Source organism: Pukyongia salina (genome assembly GCF_002966125.1).
GTDB lineage: Bacteria > Bacteroidota > Bacteroidia > Flavobacteriales > Flavobacteriaceae > Pukyongia > Pukyongia salina.
Map to the genome: position 1 here is coordinate 2,231,818 of NZ_CP027062.1, position 18,353 is coordinate 2,250,170.

Sequence of the window (18,353 nt, forward strand, 5' to 3'; positions counted from 1 at the left end):
TTTATGAAGAAGTTTTAAATTCCTGTTTTATAATCTTCCTTGTGAATTTCAATCGGATTTTCCTTTAGTTCGGTACAGATCATGTGCATATTGTTCTTTTTACCTCTATTTGCAGTATACATCATCTCCATAACCAACGATTTTTCATTAAGGGGTAAGGCCTGATCCTTGGCGCTTTTTGGTAGCGAACTAAAGTTAGCATACACACCATTTAAACTCACGGGGGCATCATTAGTGACCCAAAACTTACCTACACCGTCTTTGGAGGTTACTCGAAATCCGTCGCATTGATACCCTAAAATGGTTTTTCCTTCAATGGGTATTATTTGCACGTCTTCATCATCTTCAGGAATAATTTTCTTCCCAAATTTCTTTTCTGCTTTTTTAATACTAGGCATTCGCATTTTCATAGCCATTTTTTGTTGGTCATTCTCCATAAAAGTGACCATAAGATTCTTTTTTAGATCGTATACTATAATTTGTTGGGCTCTAGGATCGTCCATTTTATTTCCAAAGTACGCAGTATCTGGCTCTAGTAAATATTCTAAAGTATTGGTTTCTTTTCCGCTAGTCATTTCGTATGTTAATGCGTAGGAAAAAGTATAGGTGTCTGGTACACCTTCCATTCCGCCACCAAAAAAATTCCCCATTTTGGTTTCATTGGCTTTCTTTTCTTCTTCGGTTGGCGTGTTGGGTTCTGTGTTTTCTTCAGATTCCGCATTTTCTTCATTTTCAGAATTTGTATCCTCTTTCTTATTTGAACCGGTCACTTCTGAAACCTTATCTTTTATTTTTTTTAATAATTGCGCTTCTGCCGAAGGCATACAAAGTAATGCGCATAAAAGAAAGCAAAGTATGTATCTAGTTTTCATGACTTTTTATTTATTTATAGTTCGTTTAATGTTTCAAATTTTATTTGCTCTATTATACTCCAAAGTTCATCGTGACTTAAGCCATAACTTTCAATGGTTATTCCAAATCGCGTATTGTGAAACAAAAGAATTCTGTAGAAATTATTGTCTTTTACATAGGTTTCCAATGCCTTTAACCCTTTATGTACATAGGTTTTCTCATACCCAGAGGGATTAGTACTACTTAATTCTGAATTATGTGCTATATAATGTGAGTTGATAGCCAGAAGGCCATCTTTACTCGCTCCGTCTACAATAGATAGTTCAAGTTTTTTTACATCGCCATTTTTATAGATAGCTCCGGCTGAAGCAATATCGTCTTGTGAGATTCTAGTTTTTGTAAACGCTATTCGTGTAAGCTCTCCTAGACTCTCGGGTAACCAATTTTGAAATTCTGCCTTGGTTGCAGGTTCGGTTGCTTTTAAACGTTCTCGAAAATCGGTAGAGGTATGGTCACCTTTTTTGGCGCTTTTTTTTGTGTTCTCTTTTTTTTCAATTGTACTACTTTCAACTACTGGATTAGAGTTTGGTTTTTCAATGGTAGTTTTGGATTCAATTTCAGGGATGCTCTCATCTGGTTTTGTATTATTACACCCCCAAATAAAAAAAAGGAATACGAGTGAAAGAAGGTTTAAAGTTTTCATGTTTATATTTAAAATTTATCTATAGCGTTCTAGAGTAGTTTTAATATTATTACTTCACATGTGTAAAGATTCGATCTAAATCGATTAGTTCGTATCCATTATTTCTATTGTCTTCATGCATGTCCATAAAAGTGCAGAAATCAAGAGCCGGTTGTTTAGCAGTGTCATAGCTAGTGAGCATATTAGTGTTTGAAGGTTCCCAAATGCTTATAACAAAACGTGCTTTGGGATCGTCACCCCGAAGAAACATGTCCACGTCTAGTAATTTGCCGTAAGAAGCGTAACTACCTGCTTGAATTCCTTCCATAAATTTGGTAGGTGTCTCTATCAATAGATTGTTGCCCGTACCTTTTACAAAAAGCCCTGTGAATATAGTTTGGTCACGATTTGGGTGTCCCTCTACATCAATTATTTTAAGATTATTGGATTTGTAGTCTGTTACCAGTTGCACAAATTCACTTTGTGTTTTCCAGGACTCTAAAGTTGATAATGGCGCACCTTTTTCAAATAATGCATTTAATGAGCTATTGAGCATCAAATCGTCAGAGCTCGGATCAAATAGGCCATACTCTACATCGACAATTTCGAGGTTTTGAGATCTAAATCGATTTACCTCTTGTAACATATCAGCGTAACCTTTGCCAGTAACCAAAACTTGAATTTTTCTACCTTTTTTAAATACACCATCGTATATTTGTTTATGGTCATTGGTAACGTGAATTTCAAAATCATCAAGGTGGTAACCATAGTCCCGCATGATTTTTATTTCATCTCGAAATTCTGCTAACTCTAGTCCGGTTCTTATAATTTGTTCATTACCAGTTTTCCTCCAAACACCAATAAATAGATCTTTATCGCTTTTCATACCTCTTCGACACTTATCCATTGGTTTTTTTTCTGAGCTGTACAGTCCGGGTCGTATTTTTAAATCTTCAACTAGATTCCTAGCCATCCGTTCCAGTTCGGCTTGAGCAAAAGGTGCAAGGATTACTATACCGGTTTCATCACTTGGGAAAAAGAGTAAATAGGCTCTACTTCCCTTATTGGTGCCACCATGGAATACTCGAGTATCATTACCTGTTCCAGCGCGATTTAATCCAAATCCATATCCTCTAAGCACATTGCTATTTTTCCAAAGGGCGTCTTTTTCTTTAATGAGTTCGCCTCTACTGAGCGCTCTTGCAAAAGTGGCTAAATCGCAAATAGTAGATTCCCAACCACCTGATGGAAGTACATGGTCATAATCTCCTAGTGGTTCATTAGAGTAAATTCCATCTTCAAAAACCTGATATCCATATCTGTTCTTTGCCCCTTTTGCCTCATCAAAATTCCTTAGACCTAATCGAACCGAGATATGCTTTTTTACCCAGCTATCGTATCCAAAATGAATTTTAGAATCGATCATGGCACCTGCTAAGTTAAATCCATAAGAGGAATACAGATAATCTTTTCCAGGGTCGAAATCTAGAACTGATTTGTTAAATTGTGATACTGAGCTTTTTGCATTGTATCCTCCATTGATTAATGGCGTATACTCTACATTATTTGCAAATTTCACGGTTCTGTTTTTGTAGGTTGTTACTTGAGACTCATTTTTTCCTCTTCCATAATGCTGTATTCCGCTACTATTGTTAAGCAAATGACGTAAGGTGATATTGGCGTAGCGATCTTCGGTGAGCTTTTTCCCATTAATATCCTTAACCTCAACATTGTTGGGCCAATAGGAGAGAAGTTGAGAGGGGCTGTCTGATAATTTCAACCTGCCTTCTTCTACCATTTGTATTGCCGCTACAGCTGTAACAGACTTTGATATGGATGCCCATTGTAATTTTGTGTTTAGTGTTAATGGATGGTTTAAGCGCATTTTGCCATACGCTTTCATGTGAATTATTGAATCTCCTTTAAAAACACAAACTAGCGCTCCCGGTATATTTTGATTCAACATTTCTAATCTAATGCTCTTATCTGCTATAGGATTTATTACCTCTTCACATTCAAAAGCGTTTGTTTCTTGATTATCAGATGGTAAAACTCCCCCAGAATCATTATTTTCTCCAGAACCACTACCTTGGTCATCACTACCATCTTGTCCACCACTTTGGTCATCATTGGTGTTTTGATCCTCGTTTCCTCCTTGATTATCACTGCCTCCTCCTTGACCACCACCTTGGTCATTCTCATTGCCATTGTCTTCATCATTTCCAGAACCTCCGTTCCCGTTAGGACCACCCGTTCCAGGACCACCTGTGCTTCCAGGTTCTATATCTGTTTGTATAATACGTTGTGCATAAGGATTTGAGGGAGTTGCAATAGAATTTCTTGACTTATAGTATTTACCATTAACTATTGGATAAGGCTCATTAATTGAAGGTCCCTTACCTTTTATAGGTTGAAAGGCTTCAATATCATCCTCAGGGACATATATTTGTGTTTTGGTCCCTCTATAGCTTTGTATATTATAACGGATAAAAAATCCATTTGGATGTTTGGTCCATCGTCCTTTGTTGTAGATATTTTCAGCAGGTTCAACGCCAGCTCGCATGGCAATTTTTTCATATTCTTCGTAATCTGAAACACCCTGATAAAATTTACGTCTTAAATTGTTTTCCGCTTCCAGTATATAACGCAGTGTTTCATTTTTTTTAGCAATTTTTTTTATTTCATTAGATGCATAACTTTCAAGGGCATTTGTACTTAAACGAGCCAATTGTTCTGGAGTAAGTAATTTTATTGCAATTACTTTTACTTCACCCTTCATTTTTTGAAAATCTGTTTTAGCCACAATTGCCCAAAGCAGTAATTGAACTTCTTTTTGTGTGATGTCAGGATTTTTTTGATAGCCTTCTATTATAGCTTCAATAATATCTGCTTTTGGGCCTTTTAGTTCGGCATAAAAGCGACCATCACCTCTCTGTGGGGCATAGGTGCCAGCCTTAATGCAGAAAGAATTGAAATACCCCTCATAAAACCCTGGTGCAAGAAAGAAACCATTTTCCCAAGAATAAGGTTGGTCATGAATATTTTTAAATACAGCATCATTTCCAAAATCATCTTCTAAATATTTAGTTCTATCTACGTCGTTAAAAGAAGTGGTTATTGGATCCTGTTTTAACTTATCCAATGAAATAGTTTTGGCAACGGTATTTTTAACCTTCTTAATTTTATCAAGGATTTGTGCATTATTTGCCTGATAGAAAAAGAGGAAGGAGATAAAATATACTAAAGTTCTTGTTTTCATTGTAACAGTGTTTTTGTTATGACCTTTTATAGATGTATTTGTATAAAACTCAACGATGGTCATCCAAAGTTAAAATCTATTGATAATGACTTATATAGGTTTGGCTGCATGGATGATAAATATGTGTAAATGGTACTATTTAATGTATTATTGGAAAGCACTGTTTATACGTCAGTATTTGAAATCCATACAACTGTAGACCCCATTTGAGTTTAAAATAAGACCATTCATAAAACCATTAATTATTTTTAAGTTGTAGTCATTATCTTTATGTCTTAATCCATTGGAAATACATCAATGTTAAAAGCAATAATTGTTGACGACGAGGCTAACGCAATAAAAAACCTAAAATGGGAAATTGAACGGTTTTGCCCAGAAGTTTCCATTCTTGATGGATTTACAAGCCCTTCTGAAGCAATTTCTGGGATTAACTATTTAAAACCAGATTGTGTTTTTTTGGATATTGAAATGCCTGAAATGGATGGTTTTCAATTATTAAAGGAATTGCGTTTTAGGGATTTTAATTTAATCATTACAACTGCATATGATAATTATGCGATTAAGGCTTTTAAAGAAAATGCGGTTGATTATTTATTGAAACCCATAGATTCTGATGATTTAAAGCGGGCTGTTTCAAAAATTATTAGTCAAAAAGAAAAGCAAGGTTTGGGGTTTGAATTAAATAAAGTTATAGACAGCCTTCGACCACCAAATAATAAAAAGATTTCAATACCACTATCCGGTAGAACATTGTTTGTAGATAATGAAGAGGTCATTTATTGCAAGTCTGATGGTAATTATACAGAGATTTATTTAACAGAAGGGAAATGTGAAGTAATTACAAAGAATCTTAAAGATGTGGATCGAGAATTACTTAATGAGGCTTTTTATAGAGTTCATAATTCATTTGTTGTAAATACATATCATATAAAGGAATATATAAGAGCAGACGGACACTATTTAATTATGTCTAATAACCAAAAAATCCCTATTTCTAGAACAAAACGTGATGCCCTTGTACAACGTCTTGCTATTTAATACCCTACAGAATACGAACAATTTTTTTGAATTTCCTTACCAAAGCGGATTTCTTGATTTTGTATTAGGTGGCTTGACGTTATTGTCTGTGTATCATTTATTTCTTTTTTTTCAAAACAGAAATAAATTATACCTTCTTTATTCTTTATACTTAACTTTTATAATTCTTTCCCAAATTCGTTTTGCCCAAACGGGGTTTATAACCTCCATTTTAGACCATATGGGGATTTTTAAAGAATACGGTGAAATTTACACAGAGACCTACCATATTATTTATTTCTTTTTTGCATTTAAATTCCTTGAAATTAAAGAGGATTTTCCCAAGTGGTATCGCTATTTGATAAATGCATTATATATTATAGGAGGTTTTTGCGCATTAAAATTTTTGTATTATGCGTTAGGGGGAAGCTACAGTTATGTAGAGCAAGGCTACTTTGTTTTTGTAATCTACATCTTAATTTTAAGCATTTTTCTATACATTTTGTTTTTTAAATCAATAAGACCTTTAAAGTATTATTTAATAACCGGGTCTTTGATTTTGTTATTCTTTTCGGTGTTATCGCTATTAAAATACTTACAATATAGAACAGAAGGGGAGTCGATCGAGCCGTCTTATATTTATTTGTATTTCGGTTTTATCCTTGAGAATATTATTTTTTCCTTAGGGTTAGGGAAAAAGCAGAAATTGATTTTAAACGAGCGTAATCAAGCTCAAGAAAATTTAATAAACCAATTAGAAGAAAATAAAAAGCTGGAAATTGAAGTACGAAAAAAATTGGAACAAGATGTAGAGTTATTACAAGCCAAAGTTGAGCGAGATAAACTCGAGCGTCTTACCATCCAATACGAACGTGACTTAGTAGAATTAAAACTTGCTTCGCTTCGCAGTCAAATGAATCCACATTTCATTTTCAATTCCTTAAATTCTATTAAAGGGTTTATCATTGATAATGAGCAAGAAAATGCGGTGTTTTATCTCAACAAATTTAGTAAACTTATAAGGATGATATTGTCTTCTTCCATGGAAAAAAATATTTCCTTAGCGCAAGAAATTGAAATTGCCAAACTCTATGTTAATGTTGAAAATATTAGATTTAATAATGAAATTCTATTTACTCTAAATATTGACAAAGAACTTTCATTAAATACAATTAAAGTTCCAGCCTTATTATTTCAACCCTTTTTAGAGAATGCCATTTGGCATGGATTAGCGGCAAAAGAAGGTAGAAAAGAGTTGCTTTTTTCAGCTGTGAAAAAAGATGGAGTACTTAAAGTTACTATAAAAGATAATGGTGTTGGAAGAACAAAGTCTTCCGAATATAAAAAGAAAAAATTGATGAAGCGCGAATCCTTCGGAATGAAACTTACTGAAGATCGTTTGGAAAATTTTGTTGCTTCAAATAAGGGGAAATATCACTTAACTATAAAAGATTTATATGATAAACGTGGACAGGCTGTAGGGACATTAGTAAAAGTAAAATTGCCAATTGTACTTAATTAAAGACAGCCTTTAAAATAAGTTTCAATCCACTGTATATTAAAAAAATGGTTGTGCCCATAGAAATTATGCCTAAAGGAAGAAATATATAGAGAGGTATAGTTTCCTTGTTCAGAAAAGCAAAGGTCAAAATATAGGTTGTAAGTACTAGTATTGGAATGGAAATGGCCATTCTTTTAATTCCTCTAACTAACAACTTTTTATCAGTAAATTTTTGATCAGGTTCTTTCATTATAGGCCTCTATTGCTTTACGCACACTTTGATGTTTCAGTAACAGCACATTGGCTTCTTCCTCGGTGATATTTAATGCGTCCATCACCATTCGGGTTCCCCGATCCACGAGTTTGTTATTGCTCAATTGCATATCTACCATCTTGTTGCCTTTTATCCGCCCTAACTGGATCATGGCAGTAGTACTTATCATATTCAACACTAATTTCTGAGCTGTTCCAGCCTTCATCCGCGAACTACCGGTAACGAACTCCGGGCCCACAATCACTACCACAGGAAGTTTCGCTGTTTCAGCTAACGGACTACCGGCATTGCAAGTGATACATCCCGTTGGGATTTCATGCGCGTTACAACCTTCTAAGGCACCCAATACATACGGCGTGGTTCCCGAGGCTGCGATCCCGATTACGATGTCCTTTTTCGATATAGCGTGATCTTCCAGGTCTTTCCAACCCTGTTCTTTCGAGTCCTCTGCAAATTCGACCGCCTTTCGGATAGCCGTATCTCCGCCGGCAATAAGCCCTACCACTAAACCATGAGGAACACCAAAGGTGGGTGGACATTCACTCGCATCTACAATCCCAAGGCGTCCGCTGGTCCCTGCACCCACATAAAATAACCTACCGCCATTCTTCAATTGTTCGGCAACCATTGTGGCTAGCGTTTCAATTTGAGGCAGTGCTTTTTGCACCGCATCCGGAACGGTTTTGTCCTCAGCATTGATAGCAACCAAAAGATCATGGATGCTCATCTGTTCCAGATCATCGTAGTGAGAAGATTCTTCGGTGGTTTTTTTAAAAGTCAAATCGCAGTTTTTAGCCATTCAAAAATAAGGATTAAAACCCTATATTTATAGCAAGCTAACTAGATTAAATGACTTCACTTCTCGAGGACGCCTCACAAGTTCTACACAATAACTGGAAAGATTCATTCACCATTCCCTGCGAAGGACTATATCCGTTTCAATGGAACTGGGACTCCGGATTTATCGCCATTGGGTGGGCGCACCTGGATATGGAACGAGCTAAAAGGGAAGTGTTATCCTTACTTAAAGGGCAGTGGAAAAATGGTTTTATACCGCATATTGTTTTTCATAATGAAGCCGAAACATATTATCCCGGCCCCGAAGTTCATGCGGCCTATCTCAGTGATCAAAGTCCGAAAACTAAAACCTCTGGCATTACACAGCCGCCTGTTTTAGGATTCGTGCTGGAAGAAATTTACAATATCGCCAAGGACAAAGAAGACATTCTCCATTTTATAGATGAAGTTTTCGATGCGGTATATCTCAATCATCATTATTTCTACACGCATAGAGACCCGGCTAATGAAGGCCTGGTGTACATTTGCCACAATTGGGAAGCAGGAACAGACAACACCCCGGTCTGGGATTTTATTTGGGAAACCTTCGAAGTCCCTAATTACGAGCTCGACCGAAAGGATACCAAATTGATAGATGCCTCGCATCGCCCAACCAATAAAGAATACCAATATTACATTCATCTAATAGAGTTGTTCAAGCAATGGAAATACGACGATGTGCTTATTGCCGGGGGTTCTCCCTTTCTCATTCAGGATCCATTATTTAACAGCATGCTGATAGCGTCTAACGAAAGCATAATCCGCCTTGGAAAGCTGTTAAATCGTACAGAGAAAGTTGGTCAATTAAGTAGATGGCAGACCAGGGCAAAGGAGCGTATGAACACTAAACTATTTGACGACCAATTGAACGCTTATGTGTACTACGATCTTAGAAATGAGCGAAAATTATCTCATGTTTCTTCCTCTAGTTTTGCTCCCCTTATGGCCGGAATACCAACCAAAGAGCAAGCAGACCGTATTGTGAGACATTTTCAGGGAGGTCGTTTTAGCGGAGCAAAGCATGAAAATTTTCTTTGTGCATCCTTCGACCCCGGAAGTGAGTTCTTTAATTCGAAAAAATATTGGAGAGGGCCTATCTGGATCAACCTTAACTGGATCATTTATCGTGGATTAAGACGATATGGATATGATGAAATAGCCGATATCATTAGAAAAGACACCTTATATCTTATGGAGAAATACGGTTTCTACGAATACTTCGAACCTTCCAAAGAAGTAAACAAATCACTCGATAAAGGATATGGCGGGAATAACTTTTCCTGGAGTGCTGCACTTACCATTGATCTGCTAACCAATAAAATCTAATATGAACTGGCTCGACTATACCATCGTACTCCTGTACATTGTTTTCTTCCTTGGAATGGGAAATTTTTTCAAGAATAATAAAGATTCTACAGATTATTTCCTGGGAGGCAGAAGCATGGGGTGGTTCCCATTGAGCTTGTCTACTATGGCAACCCAACTTTCGGCCATTAGTTTTATTTCTGCACCGGCGTTTGTAGGACTAAAACTGGGCGGTGGTATGAAATGGCTCACCTTCGAATTTGCTGTGCCCCTCGCAATGATTTGCATAATGCTGTTTGTAATCCCTCCACTTTTCAGATCGGGCGTGGTGAGTATTTACGAATATGTGGAGAAACGTTTTTCGCCTTCTACAAGGCTAATTTTAAGTATTGTTTTTCAAATTAGTCGTGCCCTGGGGACTGGGGTGATGGTGTATACCATTGCAATGATCTTACAGGCAGTGCTGGATATCGATTACATCTATACCATTCTTATAATTAGTGTAATTACCATAATTTATAGCTGGCAAGGCGGTATGAAAGCGGTAGTTTGGGGAGATGCTATACAGATGATCCTGTTGTTTGGTGGCTTGGTGGTATGCCTTATTTACGGATGGTACCTGGTTGAAGAAGCCGGAGGCTTAACCAATGGATTCGCCACCGAACGCTTACAGGTTATTGATCTTAATCTTGGGATAGGACCCGATCAGGAATACGGACTATGGCCTATGCTTATTGGCGGATTTTTTCTCTATGTCTCGTACTATGGCTGTGATCAGACCCAGGCACAACGTATGCTTTCCGCTAAGAATGAAAAGACCATCAGGCAATTGTTACTCGCCAACGGTCTGTTGCGTTTCCCGGTAGTGTTGATCTACTGTATTATGGGGCTGTTTGTTGGAGCCTTGGTAACGTTAAACCCCGATTTTATGGCCGAAATTGCCAGTACTACCCAAAAGCATTTCCCCCAGGATTTCGCATCAACAGGCTATAAGGCCGACCTGATGATTCCTGTTTTTATTACAAAATATCTACCTCATGGAATGATTGGCTTACTTATGGTTGCAATTATGTCTGCAGCCATGTCGTCTTTAAGTTCTACGGTAAATTCGTTATCTGCAGTAAGTGTTGAAGATTTTTTTAATAGAGGGAAAAAGAAACTTGAACAAGCCAGATACATGCGAATCTCAAAACTAGCCGTTGTTTTTTGGGGGGTAGTGTGTATAGCGTTCTCCTTCCTGTTTGGGGGCAGTAAAAGCACAGTGATAGAGATTATTAACGCCATAGGCTCTGTGTTCTATGGCCCTGTTCTGGTTACTTTCATTCTGGCGATTTTCTCCAAGCGGGTAAACCATGTTGGGATGAACACCGGGATCATTGTTGCGGTGTTGATAAATTTGATATTCTCCAATACAATACAGGAGATCTTTAATTACGATATAGGGATTAAAATTTTCTGGATTTGGCTCAATTTCACCGGAGTGCTTATATCATTGGTGGTTGCCTACCTGGTGAGTGCCATGACCAAAAATGTGAAAGTTAAAACTGCAGACGTAATAAAGTTTGAAGTGAAGAAGAGTGATATCTTTTCCAAGGAGGTATATATTCTTGTAGCCTTCTTTGTGGCTATTCTAATCTTTAGTTATTTCGTACCTCAGATCTTTTCATAAATGGCTTTGAATGTTCTTTTAATACCCGACGCCTTCAAGGATTCACTTTCTTCTGCTGAAGTAGCTCAGGCTATGAAAAAAGGTATACTCGAGGTCCACCCAAATGCGGAAATATACCACATAACCGCCTCCGATGGAGGCGAAGGATTTCTCGAATCGGTGATCAACTATCTGCCGGATGCCGAGAAAGTTTATTGTGATACGGTCGATCCTCTTGGCAGGCCACATCGAGCCGCCTACCTCATTGATGCTGCTAGAAAAGACGCGTATATCGAATTAGCGAGAGCCTCCGGACTTGAATTATTAAAAGCAGAAGAACGCAATCCTATGCGAACTTCTACAAAAGGTACGGGTATACAGATCGCTCACGCCATCGAACAGGGTATGAACACCATCTACCTGGGAATAGGAGGGAGCGCTACAAATGATGCCGCCACCGGAATAGCTTCTGCGTTAGGGTTCGAGTTTTTGGATGAGATCGGGAACACGCTGGAACCAAGCGGCCAGGCATTGACCCTTATAGATTCTGTAAAAAAATCCAATGTAGCCGATGATATCAGTTTCTACGCTATAAACGATGTGCTAAATCCATTGTATGGCCCGGAAGGAGCTGCATTTACATATGCAAAACAGAAAGGAGCATCTCAAACAGAGATCGAAAGCCTCGAGGAGGGTTTACAAAACATTAGTAGGGTTATGAAGAATGCTACGGGAAAGGATTACGCTCAATTGCCTGGTGCAGGTGCTGCCGGTGGGACTGCTTATGGATTAAAGGCTTTTCTGGGGGCCCAATTTATTTCAGGCGTTTCGTTTTTACTTCAGTTGGCAAAATTTAAGGAACTTATTAAATCAAAAAGTATCGATGTTATTCTCACTGGTGAAGGATGTATCGATTCACAAACTGCCTATGGTAAATTAGTGTCCGGGGTAGCTCTTGAATCCCGCCCTCTCAATGTGCCGGTAGTAGCTGTATGTGGTAAATTGAACTTAAACCCTGAGGAAGTAAGAAGCCTGGGGCTCCTAGCAGCCGATCAACTGTTCAGGCCCGATCAACCGGAAGGATATAGCTACACTCATGCCAGTGAATTGATAACAGAACGAACCCGGGAACTTATAAAGTTAATTTGATTACTTATTCCTGGACCACCAGGGTTTCTTTGTATTCCTGAACTATCGCAAAGTATCCCAGCGCGAAATTATTGATGTCGTTAAGATTATCGAAGTTGTTATTATTATCAATATTCGTGGCATTGATAAAATTCCCTCTAACCGTTAGGGCTGGTGTTTCAAACGGACCAAAATCCTCTTCACTCTGAAGGATAAGCTGGTCCATATACGTGTAAAAATCTTCATCCACTCCCATGATAGAAATATTTAATGTATCTCCCACGGCCAGGGCCTCATCGTAAAAGTATGAGAATGCGAACTGCTGCCCCTGATAAAATTCGTCTTCGGTGACAAGGTAATTTCCGAAGTCAAAATCGAAAAGGTAGAAATCGTCACGCTCATCAGAATCTGTAAAGGTTACAATAACCTCGGTGTCATCCTCATCGAATAAAATTCCGTCTCCCTGCACCAAATTGTCTATTGGAACGGCAGGCACAAACCTGGCAGTTGCCACATAAAATTCGTCTTCAAAATCTATTTGCAAAAAAAGGCTGCCTTGAGTGAGAAAATCGGTGTCGAATACTTTACTGTATATACCCGAACCCGGTGTTTCCTCAATTAGTACCGGAGGGTTGATGCCTCCTCCTGGTAGGTCGAGATTAGTAAGGGTGATCTGCTGCAGGTTGGCGGCCGGAATAGACTCGAAGAAAGAACTTGTTTCACTTACTTTCACCGTAACCTTCGTAAAAGCTTCGTTAGTATCTACACGCACTAAGGCGTCGATAATAAGCCTGGGCTCCTCGGTAGGTAGGTCCACATCTATCACCTCCTGACAGGAGACCATCAAAAGAAGAAAACTCATTATTATGAGTATGCCATTACTATATTTTTTCATCTTACCATCTCTTTTACTAGAACTTAAAGTTATAGGTTACCGAAGGAACAATACCAAATATTGAGGTCCTCACGGCCTCATTGATCCCTGTATCCTGATTTTGTCTGAAATTAATCGATGCCGAATTCATTCTGTTATATACATTATAAATGCTGAAAACCCATTCCGATTGCCAATTACGTCCTTTGTTCTTTCGAGGAGTTAGCGTTGCGGCTACATCCAGCCGATGATAATTGGGTAGGCGAGTGGAATTTCTCAGTCCGTAATATGGGATCACCAGGCCCTGGAATTCGAATTGCCCGATAGGAAAATTTGTGGGCTGCCCCGTTTGAAACACAAAATTACTATTGAAACTCCATGTTTCGTTTAATCTATAATTACCGTAAAGGGCGATATCGTGGGTCTTGTCGTAGGGGGTATTGTACCATTGTCCATTGTTTATCCCAATCTCTTCTGAATTTCGTGCAGGAGTTCGCTGTTCAGATTTAGACAGGGTATATGCTATCCAACCTTGCAGATCTCCTGTATTTTTTCTGAAAAGAAATTCCCAGCCATACGCTCTTGCTTCTCCATTGAGGATCACCTGTTCGATGGCGTTATTAGCGATAAGGTTGGCTCCGTCTATATAATCCACGCGGTTTTGAATGTCTTTGTAGAATACTTCGGTTTCCAGCGTAAACTCCCTGTCCCACATATTCTTAAAAAATCCGAAGGCAAATTGGTCGAGTAATTGAGGTTCCACAAAGGGGCCACTGGGAGTCCAGACATCCAGAGGGGTGGGAGAGCTGGTATTACTCAATAAGTGCAGGTATTGTGCAATTCGGGTGTAGCTGGCTTTTACAGATACATCGTCGTTGAAGGTATAAGAGAGTGAAACCCTGGGTTCCAGATTGGTATAGGATGCCAGCTGTCCACTCCTGCCGGGATTAGAAACTGCTATGGGTTCTGCCGCTTTATAAATAAGAAGGAAGGGATCAAATTCAATCGGATTGTTATTTTCGTATACATTTAGCTCTTCCTGCCCGAAACGGATAAAATGACTCAGTCGGAGTCCGTATTGAACGCGAAGTTTATTGGTCAACGTATGTTCCACATCCACATACGCGGCAAACTCATTGGCGTATTTTTTTATCAGCTGTTCTTCCAGTATACCCGATTCCGGATTGTTGGGTTGTATCTTTCCCGGGTTAAACACGTAGTATATGTTATTGATTCCGTAGTTAATTTGGAGCTTATCAGACATGTAGTGCTTCAGGTCGTATTTGATGTTGAAATTCTGAATACCCGAATTCCATTCGAAGCCCACAAAATCAAGCTCTAAGCCATAATAATAATCCGAATAGATCACAGACAGGTTAGAGAATAATTTATCCGAAAAAATATGGTTCCATCTAAAATTCACCAGGGCGTTCCCATACACATTCACAAAACTGTCGTTGATACTAAACAGGTCCCTTCCGAAGTAACCAGATAAGAAAATATTATTCTTCTCGTTGATTCGGTAGTTGATCTTTGTGTTTAGATCGTAGAAATATGCACTGTTGTCTATATTGAAAAGTGGTAGGAATAAATGAGCATAGGACGCCCGACCACCAACAAGGAAGGCTGCTTTATCCTTAACTATCGGCCCTTCTGCCAGGAGTCTGCTTGCTACCGCTCCAATTCCTCCATTAATTTTTAGTTCTTTGCTGTTACCTTCCTTCTGAAATATTTCTAGAACCGAAGAAAGTCGCCCGCCATATCGGGATGGAATGCCACCTTTAAAGAGTTTTACGTCCTTGATGGCGTCTGGATTAAATACAGAGAAAAAACCGAAGAGATGCGACGAGTTAAAAATAGTAGCCTCGTCCAGTAGGATCAGATTCTGATCTGCCGCTCCGCCTCTCACATTAAAGCCTGAGGAGGCTTCGCCTGCATTGGTAACTCCTGGAAGTAATAGTATAGACTTCACCACATCGGCCTCTCCCAGTACCACAGGGATATTCTTTATGGTTTCGGCACTCAGGGTATTTACACTCATCTGTGGCGCTTTTATGCTGGCACGCTCCACATCGGCTTCGATTATAACTTCATCGAGTTGTTCGGCATCATTAGCCAGGCTAATGTTTCTCCGCAAATTTTCTGTTAATTGAATAGTGACCACTTGGGTTTCCAAACCCAGACCGCTATACGTTACATCGTAGGTGCCTTCCGGTAAGGTGATAGAATAAAATCCGTATTCGTTGGTTATCGCGCCAGTGCGTAATTCGGGAATAATCACGTTAACCCCAATAAGGGTTTCACCTGTCTCTTCTTCTAGTACCGTACCACTTAGGGTATATTTTTGTTGAGAAAAACCAAATGTAGAGAGCAGGACAAAAAGCGAGAACGCAACTATTTTCAAATCAGATTTTTCTTAAAAATAGCTATTATAACTCACACCTGAAAACTGTTTAGATAAGGCAGGTGTTAAATTATTCTATACTCTCTAAAATATAGTTGAAAGTGGCACTTGCTCTCATCTCACGATTTACCAGATTCGCATCCGGCCAATAGTATCCATCGATATTCACTGGTTTCCCCTGAGCTGCGTTCAATTCGGAAACGATTTTATCTTCGTTTTGTTTCAAGGCTTCGGCTACCGGGGTGAAACGTTCTTTTAGTGCGCCGTCTTCATCCTGATTTGCAAGGGCTTCGGCCCAATACATTGCCAGGTAAAAGTGACTTCCGCGGTTATCCAGTTCGTTCACTTTTCGTGAAGGACCTTTTTTATTTTCCAGGAGTTTTTCGGTGGCTTCATCCAGGGTTTGCGATAGTAAGATCGCCTTGGCATTATCGAAAGTAGAGCCCAGGTGCTCTAAGGAAACGGCCAATGCGAGGAATTCGCCCAGCGAATCCCATCGTAAATGCCCCTCTTCAACAAACTGCTGTACGTGCTTGGGAGCCGATCCTCCGGCACCGGTTTCAAAAAGTCCGCCGCCATTCATCAATGGAACAATAGACAGCATTTTGGCACTGGTTCCTAATTCCAGGATAGGGAAGAGGTCTGTAAGGTAATCGCGTAGTACATTACCTGTAACTGAAATAGTATCCTTTCCTTCTTTTACTCTTTCCAGGGTGTAGCGTGTAGCTTTTTCCGGAGCTAGAATTTTTATTTCCAGTCCGTCGGTATTATGTTGAGGCAGGTATTTATTTACCTTTTTTATTAATTCAGCATCATGAGCGCGCTCTTCGTCCAGCCAGAACACTGCTGGAACATTGGTTGCTCTGGCCCTGCTCACTGCCAGTTTAACCCAGTCCTGCACAGGTAGATCCTTAACCTGGCACATTCGCCAGATATCACCTTTAGAAACCTCATGTTCCATAAGCGTGTTGAGATCCTGGTCCAGGACGGTGATCTTTCCGTCTAATTGAATTTCGAAGGTTTTATCGTGCGAACCATATTCTTCGGCTTTTTGAGCCATAAGTCCTACATTGGGAACCGTACCCATGGTTCGTGGATCGAAAGCACCGTGTTCCTTACAGAAGTCGATGGTAGCCTGGTAAACCCCTGCATAACTACTATCCGGAATTACAGCTTTGGTATCTCGTGTATCCCCATTCTTGTCCCACATCTGTCCCGAATTACGGATCATAGCCGGCATAGAGGCATCGATGATCACATCGCTGGGAACGTGCAAGTTGGTAATACCCTTGTCGCTGTTCACCATTGCTAAGTCTGGATTGGTTTCGTAAATATGTTCGATATCACTTAGGATCTCCATTCGTTCATTTTCCGGCAGTTTGTCCAGGTCGTTGATGAGGTCTCCAAAGCCGTTGTTTACGTCTACACCTAGTTTCTCGAATGTTTCGGCGTGCTTTTCGAATAATTCGGCAAAATAAACTCGTACCGCATGCCCAAAAATTATCGGGTCGCTCACCTTCATCATCGTAGCCTTCATATGCAATGAAAAAAGTACATCCTTCTCTTTGGCATCCTTAACCTGAGCTTCCAAAAAAGAGATCAATTCCTTTTTTTGCATAACAGTTCCATCTATGATCTCACCTGCTTGCACCGGCATGTCTTTCTTTAAAAAGGTCTGATTTCCAGAATTATCGGTATGAATTATTGAGATACTTCCCAGATCCTTTATGGTAACCGACTTCTCATTATGCATAAAATCGCCATGCGACATTGTGGCCACATGAGTTTTCGAATCCTTACTCCAGGCGCCCATGCTGTGCGGATTCTTTTTGGCGTAGTTTTTTACTGCTTTGGGCGCGCGTCTATCACTATTCCCTTCCCTCAATACAGGATTTACGGCACTTCCCTTTATTTTGTCGTAGGTAGCCTTTATCTTTTTTTCTTCCTCGGTTACCGGCTCATCCGGGTAATCGGGCAAAGCATATCCTTTTTGTTGAAGTTCTTCTATGGCTGCGATCAGCTGCGGGATCGATGCGCTAATGTTAGGAAGTTTAATGATGTTGGCCTCCGGTTGTTTAGCGAGGTTACCTAATTCGGTGAGCGCATCGCTTACACGTTGATCTTCATTTAAATAATCGGGGAAATTTGCCAGGATTCTTCCGGCTAATGATATATCCCGGGTTTCGATCTTTATATCGGAAGGTGCGGTGTATGCTTCAATAATTGGAAGTAGGGAGTGGGTGGCAAGGAACGGGGCTTCGTCCGTCATAGTATAAATGATCTTCGCAGCTTTGGTCATATTTCTGGTATGTATTTGAACATGTTAAAAGGATGGCAAATATAGTGAATTGAAGAAGCTTTTAAAAGGGAAGTATAGTAGAATCCTTTCCCTCTACAAACAAGAAAAGCCATATCACCGTATTGCTACTTTGATATGGCTTCTTGTGAAACACATCGTTACCAACTATTCGCCGAAGGCGAATCGAAGCGAGTTTATTATACCCTCGCAGTTGTGACCTGTTTCAATGAGACTGTTTTCGTCAACGGCTTTCCGAAACAAGTTCGTCCGGCC

Annotated in this window: 13 protein-coding genes; 5 read left to right on the forward strand and 8 right to left on the reverse strand. The window is 39.4% G+C overall.

Annotation, left to right across the window (positions count from 1 at the left end; translation table 11 throughout):
* Nucleotides 1-14 precede the first annotated feature (14 nt).
* The 3 genes from C5O00_RS10205 to C5O00_RS10215 are packed head-to-tail and all read right to left on the reverse strand — an operon-like array spanning nt 15 to nt 4,793.
* Nucleotides 15-872, reverse strand: a complete 858-nt coding sequence (locus C5O00_RS10205) for a DUF4412 domain-containing protein (RefSeq protein WP_105216758.1) — start codon at nt 870-872, stop codon at nt 15-17.
* 14 nt (nt 873-886) lie between these two features.
* Complete coding sequence (locus tag C5O00_RS10210; protein WP_105216759.1) at nt 887-1,555, reverse strand: hypothetical protein; 669 nt, start codon at nt 1,553-1,555, stop codon at nt 887-889.
* A 49-nt stretch (nt 1,556-1,604) separates the two neighbouring features.
* Nucleotides 1,605-4,793 (reverse strand): serine hydrolase domain-containing protein, encoded by a 3,189-nt coding sequence (locus C5O00_RS10215; RefSeq protein ID WP_158676825.1) that lies wholly within the window; start codon nt 4,791-4,793, stop codon nt 1,605-1,607.
* 297 nt (nt 4,794-5,090) lie between these two features.
* Here C5O00_RS10215 and C5O00_RS10220 point away from each other — a divergent pair, with 297 nt between their 5' ends.
* Both C5O00_RS10220 and C5O00_RS10225 read left to right on the forward strand, forming a co-directional pair.
* Nucleotides 5,091-5,831, forward strand: coding sequence for a LytR/AlgR family response regulator transcription factor (locus C5O00_RS10220; RefSeq protein ID WP_105216761.1), 741 nt, complete (start codon nt 5,091-5,093; stop codon nt 5,829-5,831).
* Entirely contained in the window at nt 5,803-7,332 is a 1,530-nt protein-coding gene (locus tag C5O00_RS10225) for a sensor histidine kinase (RefSeq protein WP_105216762.1), read from the forward strand. Before C5O00_RS10220 ends, C5O00_RS10225 begins: the two co-directional genes overlap by 29 nt.
* Here the strand turns inward: C5O00_RS10225 and C5O00_RS14745 are convergent.
* A complete protein-coding gene (locus C5O00_RS14745; protein WP_105216763.1) occupies nt 7,325-7,561 on the reverse strand; it encodes a DUF6095 family protein in 237 nt (78 codons plus the stop codon). The two genes, C5O00_RS10225 and C5O00_RS14745, sit on opposite strands and share 8 nt — an antisense overlap.
* Nucleotides 7,548-8,366 (reverse strand): N-acetylmuramic acid 6-phosphate etherase, encoded by an 819-nt coding sequence (gene murQ / locus C5O00_RS10235; protein WP_105217639.1) that lies wholly within the window; start codon nt 8,364-8,366, stop codon nt 7,548-7,550. Before murQ ends, C5O00_RS14745 begins: the two co-directional genes overlap by 14 nt.
* A 68-nt stretch (nt 8,367-8,434) precedes the next feature.
* Here murQ and C5O00_RS10240 point away from each other — a divergent pair, with 68 nt between their 5' ends.
* From C5O00_RS10240 to C5O00_RS10250, 3 genes are read left to right on the forward strand one after another with little or no spacing between them, the layout of a single operon-like run.
* Nucleotides 8,435-9,748, forward strand: a complete 1,314-nt coding sequence (locus tag C5O00_RS10240) for an MGH1-like glycoside hydrolase domain-containing protein (RefSeq protein WP_105216764.1) — start codon at nt 8,435-8,437, stop codon at nt 9,746-9,748.
* Between the two features lies 1 nt (nt 9,749).
* Nucleotides 9,750-11,396: a sodium:solute symporter family transporter gene (locus C5O00_RS10245; RefSeq protein WP_105216765.1), complete on the forward strand. Its 1,647-nt coding sequence runs from the start codon at nt 9,750-9,752 to the stop codon at nt 11,394-11,396.
* The gene (locus C5O00_RS10250; protein ID WP_244592972.1) at nt 11,397-12,524 is read left to right on the forward strand and encodes a glycerate kinase; all 1,128 of its coding nucleotides are present in this window, start codon (nt 11,397-11,399) and stop codon (nt 12,522-12,524) included.
* Nucleotides 12,525-12,528: 4 nt separating this feature from the next.
* Here C5O00_RS10250 and C5O00_RS10255 read toward each other — a convergent pair whose 3' ends face one another.
* From C5O00_RS10255 to C5O00_RS10265, 3 genes are all read right to left on the reverse strand, one after another.
* Nucleotides 12,529-13,365 (reverse strand): DUF4249 family protein, encoded by an 837-nt coding sequence (locus tag C5O00_RS10255; RefSeq protein ID WP_244592973.1) that lies wholly within the window; start codon nt 13,363-13,365, stop codon nt 12,529-12,531.
* Nucleotides 13,366-13,414: 49 nt separating this feature from the next.
* On the reverse strand, nt 13,415-15,781 hold the full coding sequence (locus tag C5O00_RS10260) for a TonB-dependent receptor (protein WP_105216767.1): 2,367 nt from the start codon (nt 15,779-15,781) through the stop codon (nt 13,415-13,417).
* A gap of 70 nt (nt 15,782-15,851) precedes the next feature.
* Nucleotides 15,852-18,080 (reverse strand): NADP-dependent isocitrate dehydrogenase, encoded by a 2,229-nt coding sequence (locus tag C5O00_RS10265; protein WP_105216768.1) that lies wholly within the window; start codon nt 18,078-18,080, stop codon nt 15,852-15,854.
* Nucleotides 18,081-18,353 lie beyond the last annotated feature (273 nt).

What these genes read in the sequence shown, in the direction of transcription:
- C5O00_RS10205 (WP_105216758.1), bottom strand. Translation starts at nt 872, where the DNA reads ATGAAAACTAGATACATACTTTGCTTTCTTTTATGCGCATTACTTTGT.
- C5O00_RS10210 (WP_105216759.1), bottom strand. Translation starts at nt 1,555, where the DNA reads ATGAAAACTTTAAACCTTCTTTCACTCGTATTCCTTTTTTTTATTTGG.
- C5O00_RS10215 (WP_158676825.1), bottom strand. Translation starts at nt 4,793, where the DNA reads ATGAAAACAAGAACTTTAGTATATTTTATCTCCTTCCTCTTTTTCTAT.
- C5O00_RS10220 (WP_105216761.1), top strand. Translation starts at nt 5,091, where the DNA reads ATGTTAAAAGCAATAATTGTTGACGACGAGGCTAACGCAATAAAAAAC.
- C5O00_RS10225 (WP_105216762.1), top strand. Translation starts at nt 5,803, where the DNA reads ATGCCCTTGTACAACGTCTTGCTATTTAATACCCTACAGAATACGAAC.
- C5O00_RS14745 (WP_105216763.1), bottom strand. Translation starts at nt 7,561, where the DNA reads ATGAAAGAACCTGATCAAAAATTTACTGATAAAAAGTTGTTAGTTAGA.
- C5O00_RS10240 (WP_105216764.1), top strand. Translation starts at nt 8,435, where the DNA reads ATGACTTCACTTCTCGAGGACGCCTCACAAGTTCTACACAATAACTGG.
- C5O00_RS10245 (WP_105216765.1), top strand. Translation starts at nt 9,750, where the DNA reads ATGAACTGGCTCGACTATACCATCGTACTCCTGTACATTGTTTTCTTC.
- C5O00_RS10250 (WP_244592972.1), top strand. Translation starts at nt 11,397, where the DNA reads ATGGCTTTGAATGTTCTTTTAATACCCGACGCCTTCAAGGATTCACTT.
- C5O00_RS10255 (WP_244592973.1), bottom strand. Translation starts at nt 13,365, where the DNA reads ATGAGTTTTCTTCTTTTGATGGTCTCCTGTCAGGAGGTGATAGATGTG.
- C5O00_RS10265 (WP_105216768.1), bottom strand. Translation starts at nt 18,080, where the DNA reads ATGACCAAAGCTGCGAAGATCATTTATACTATGACGGACGAAGCCCCG.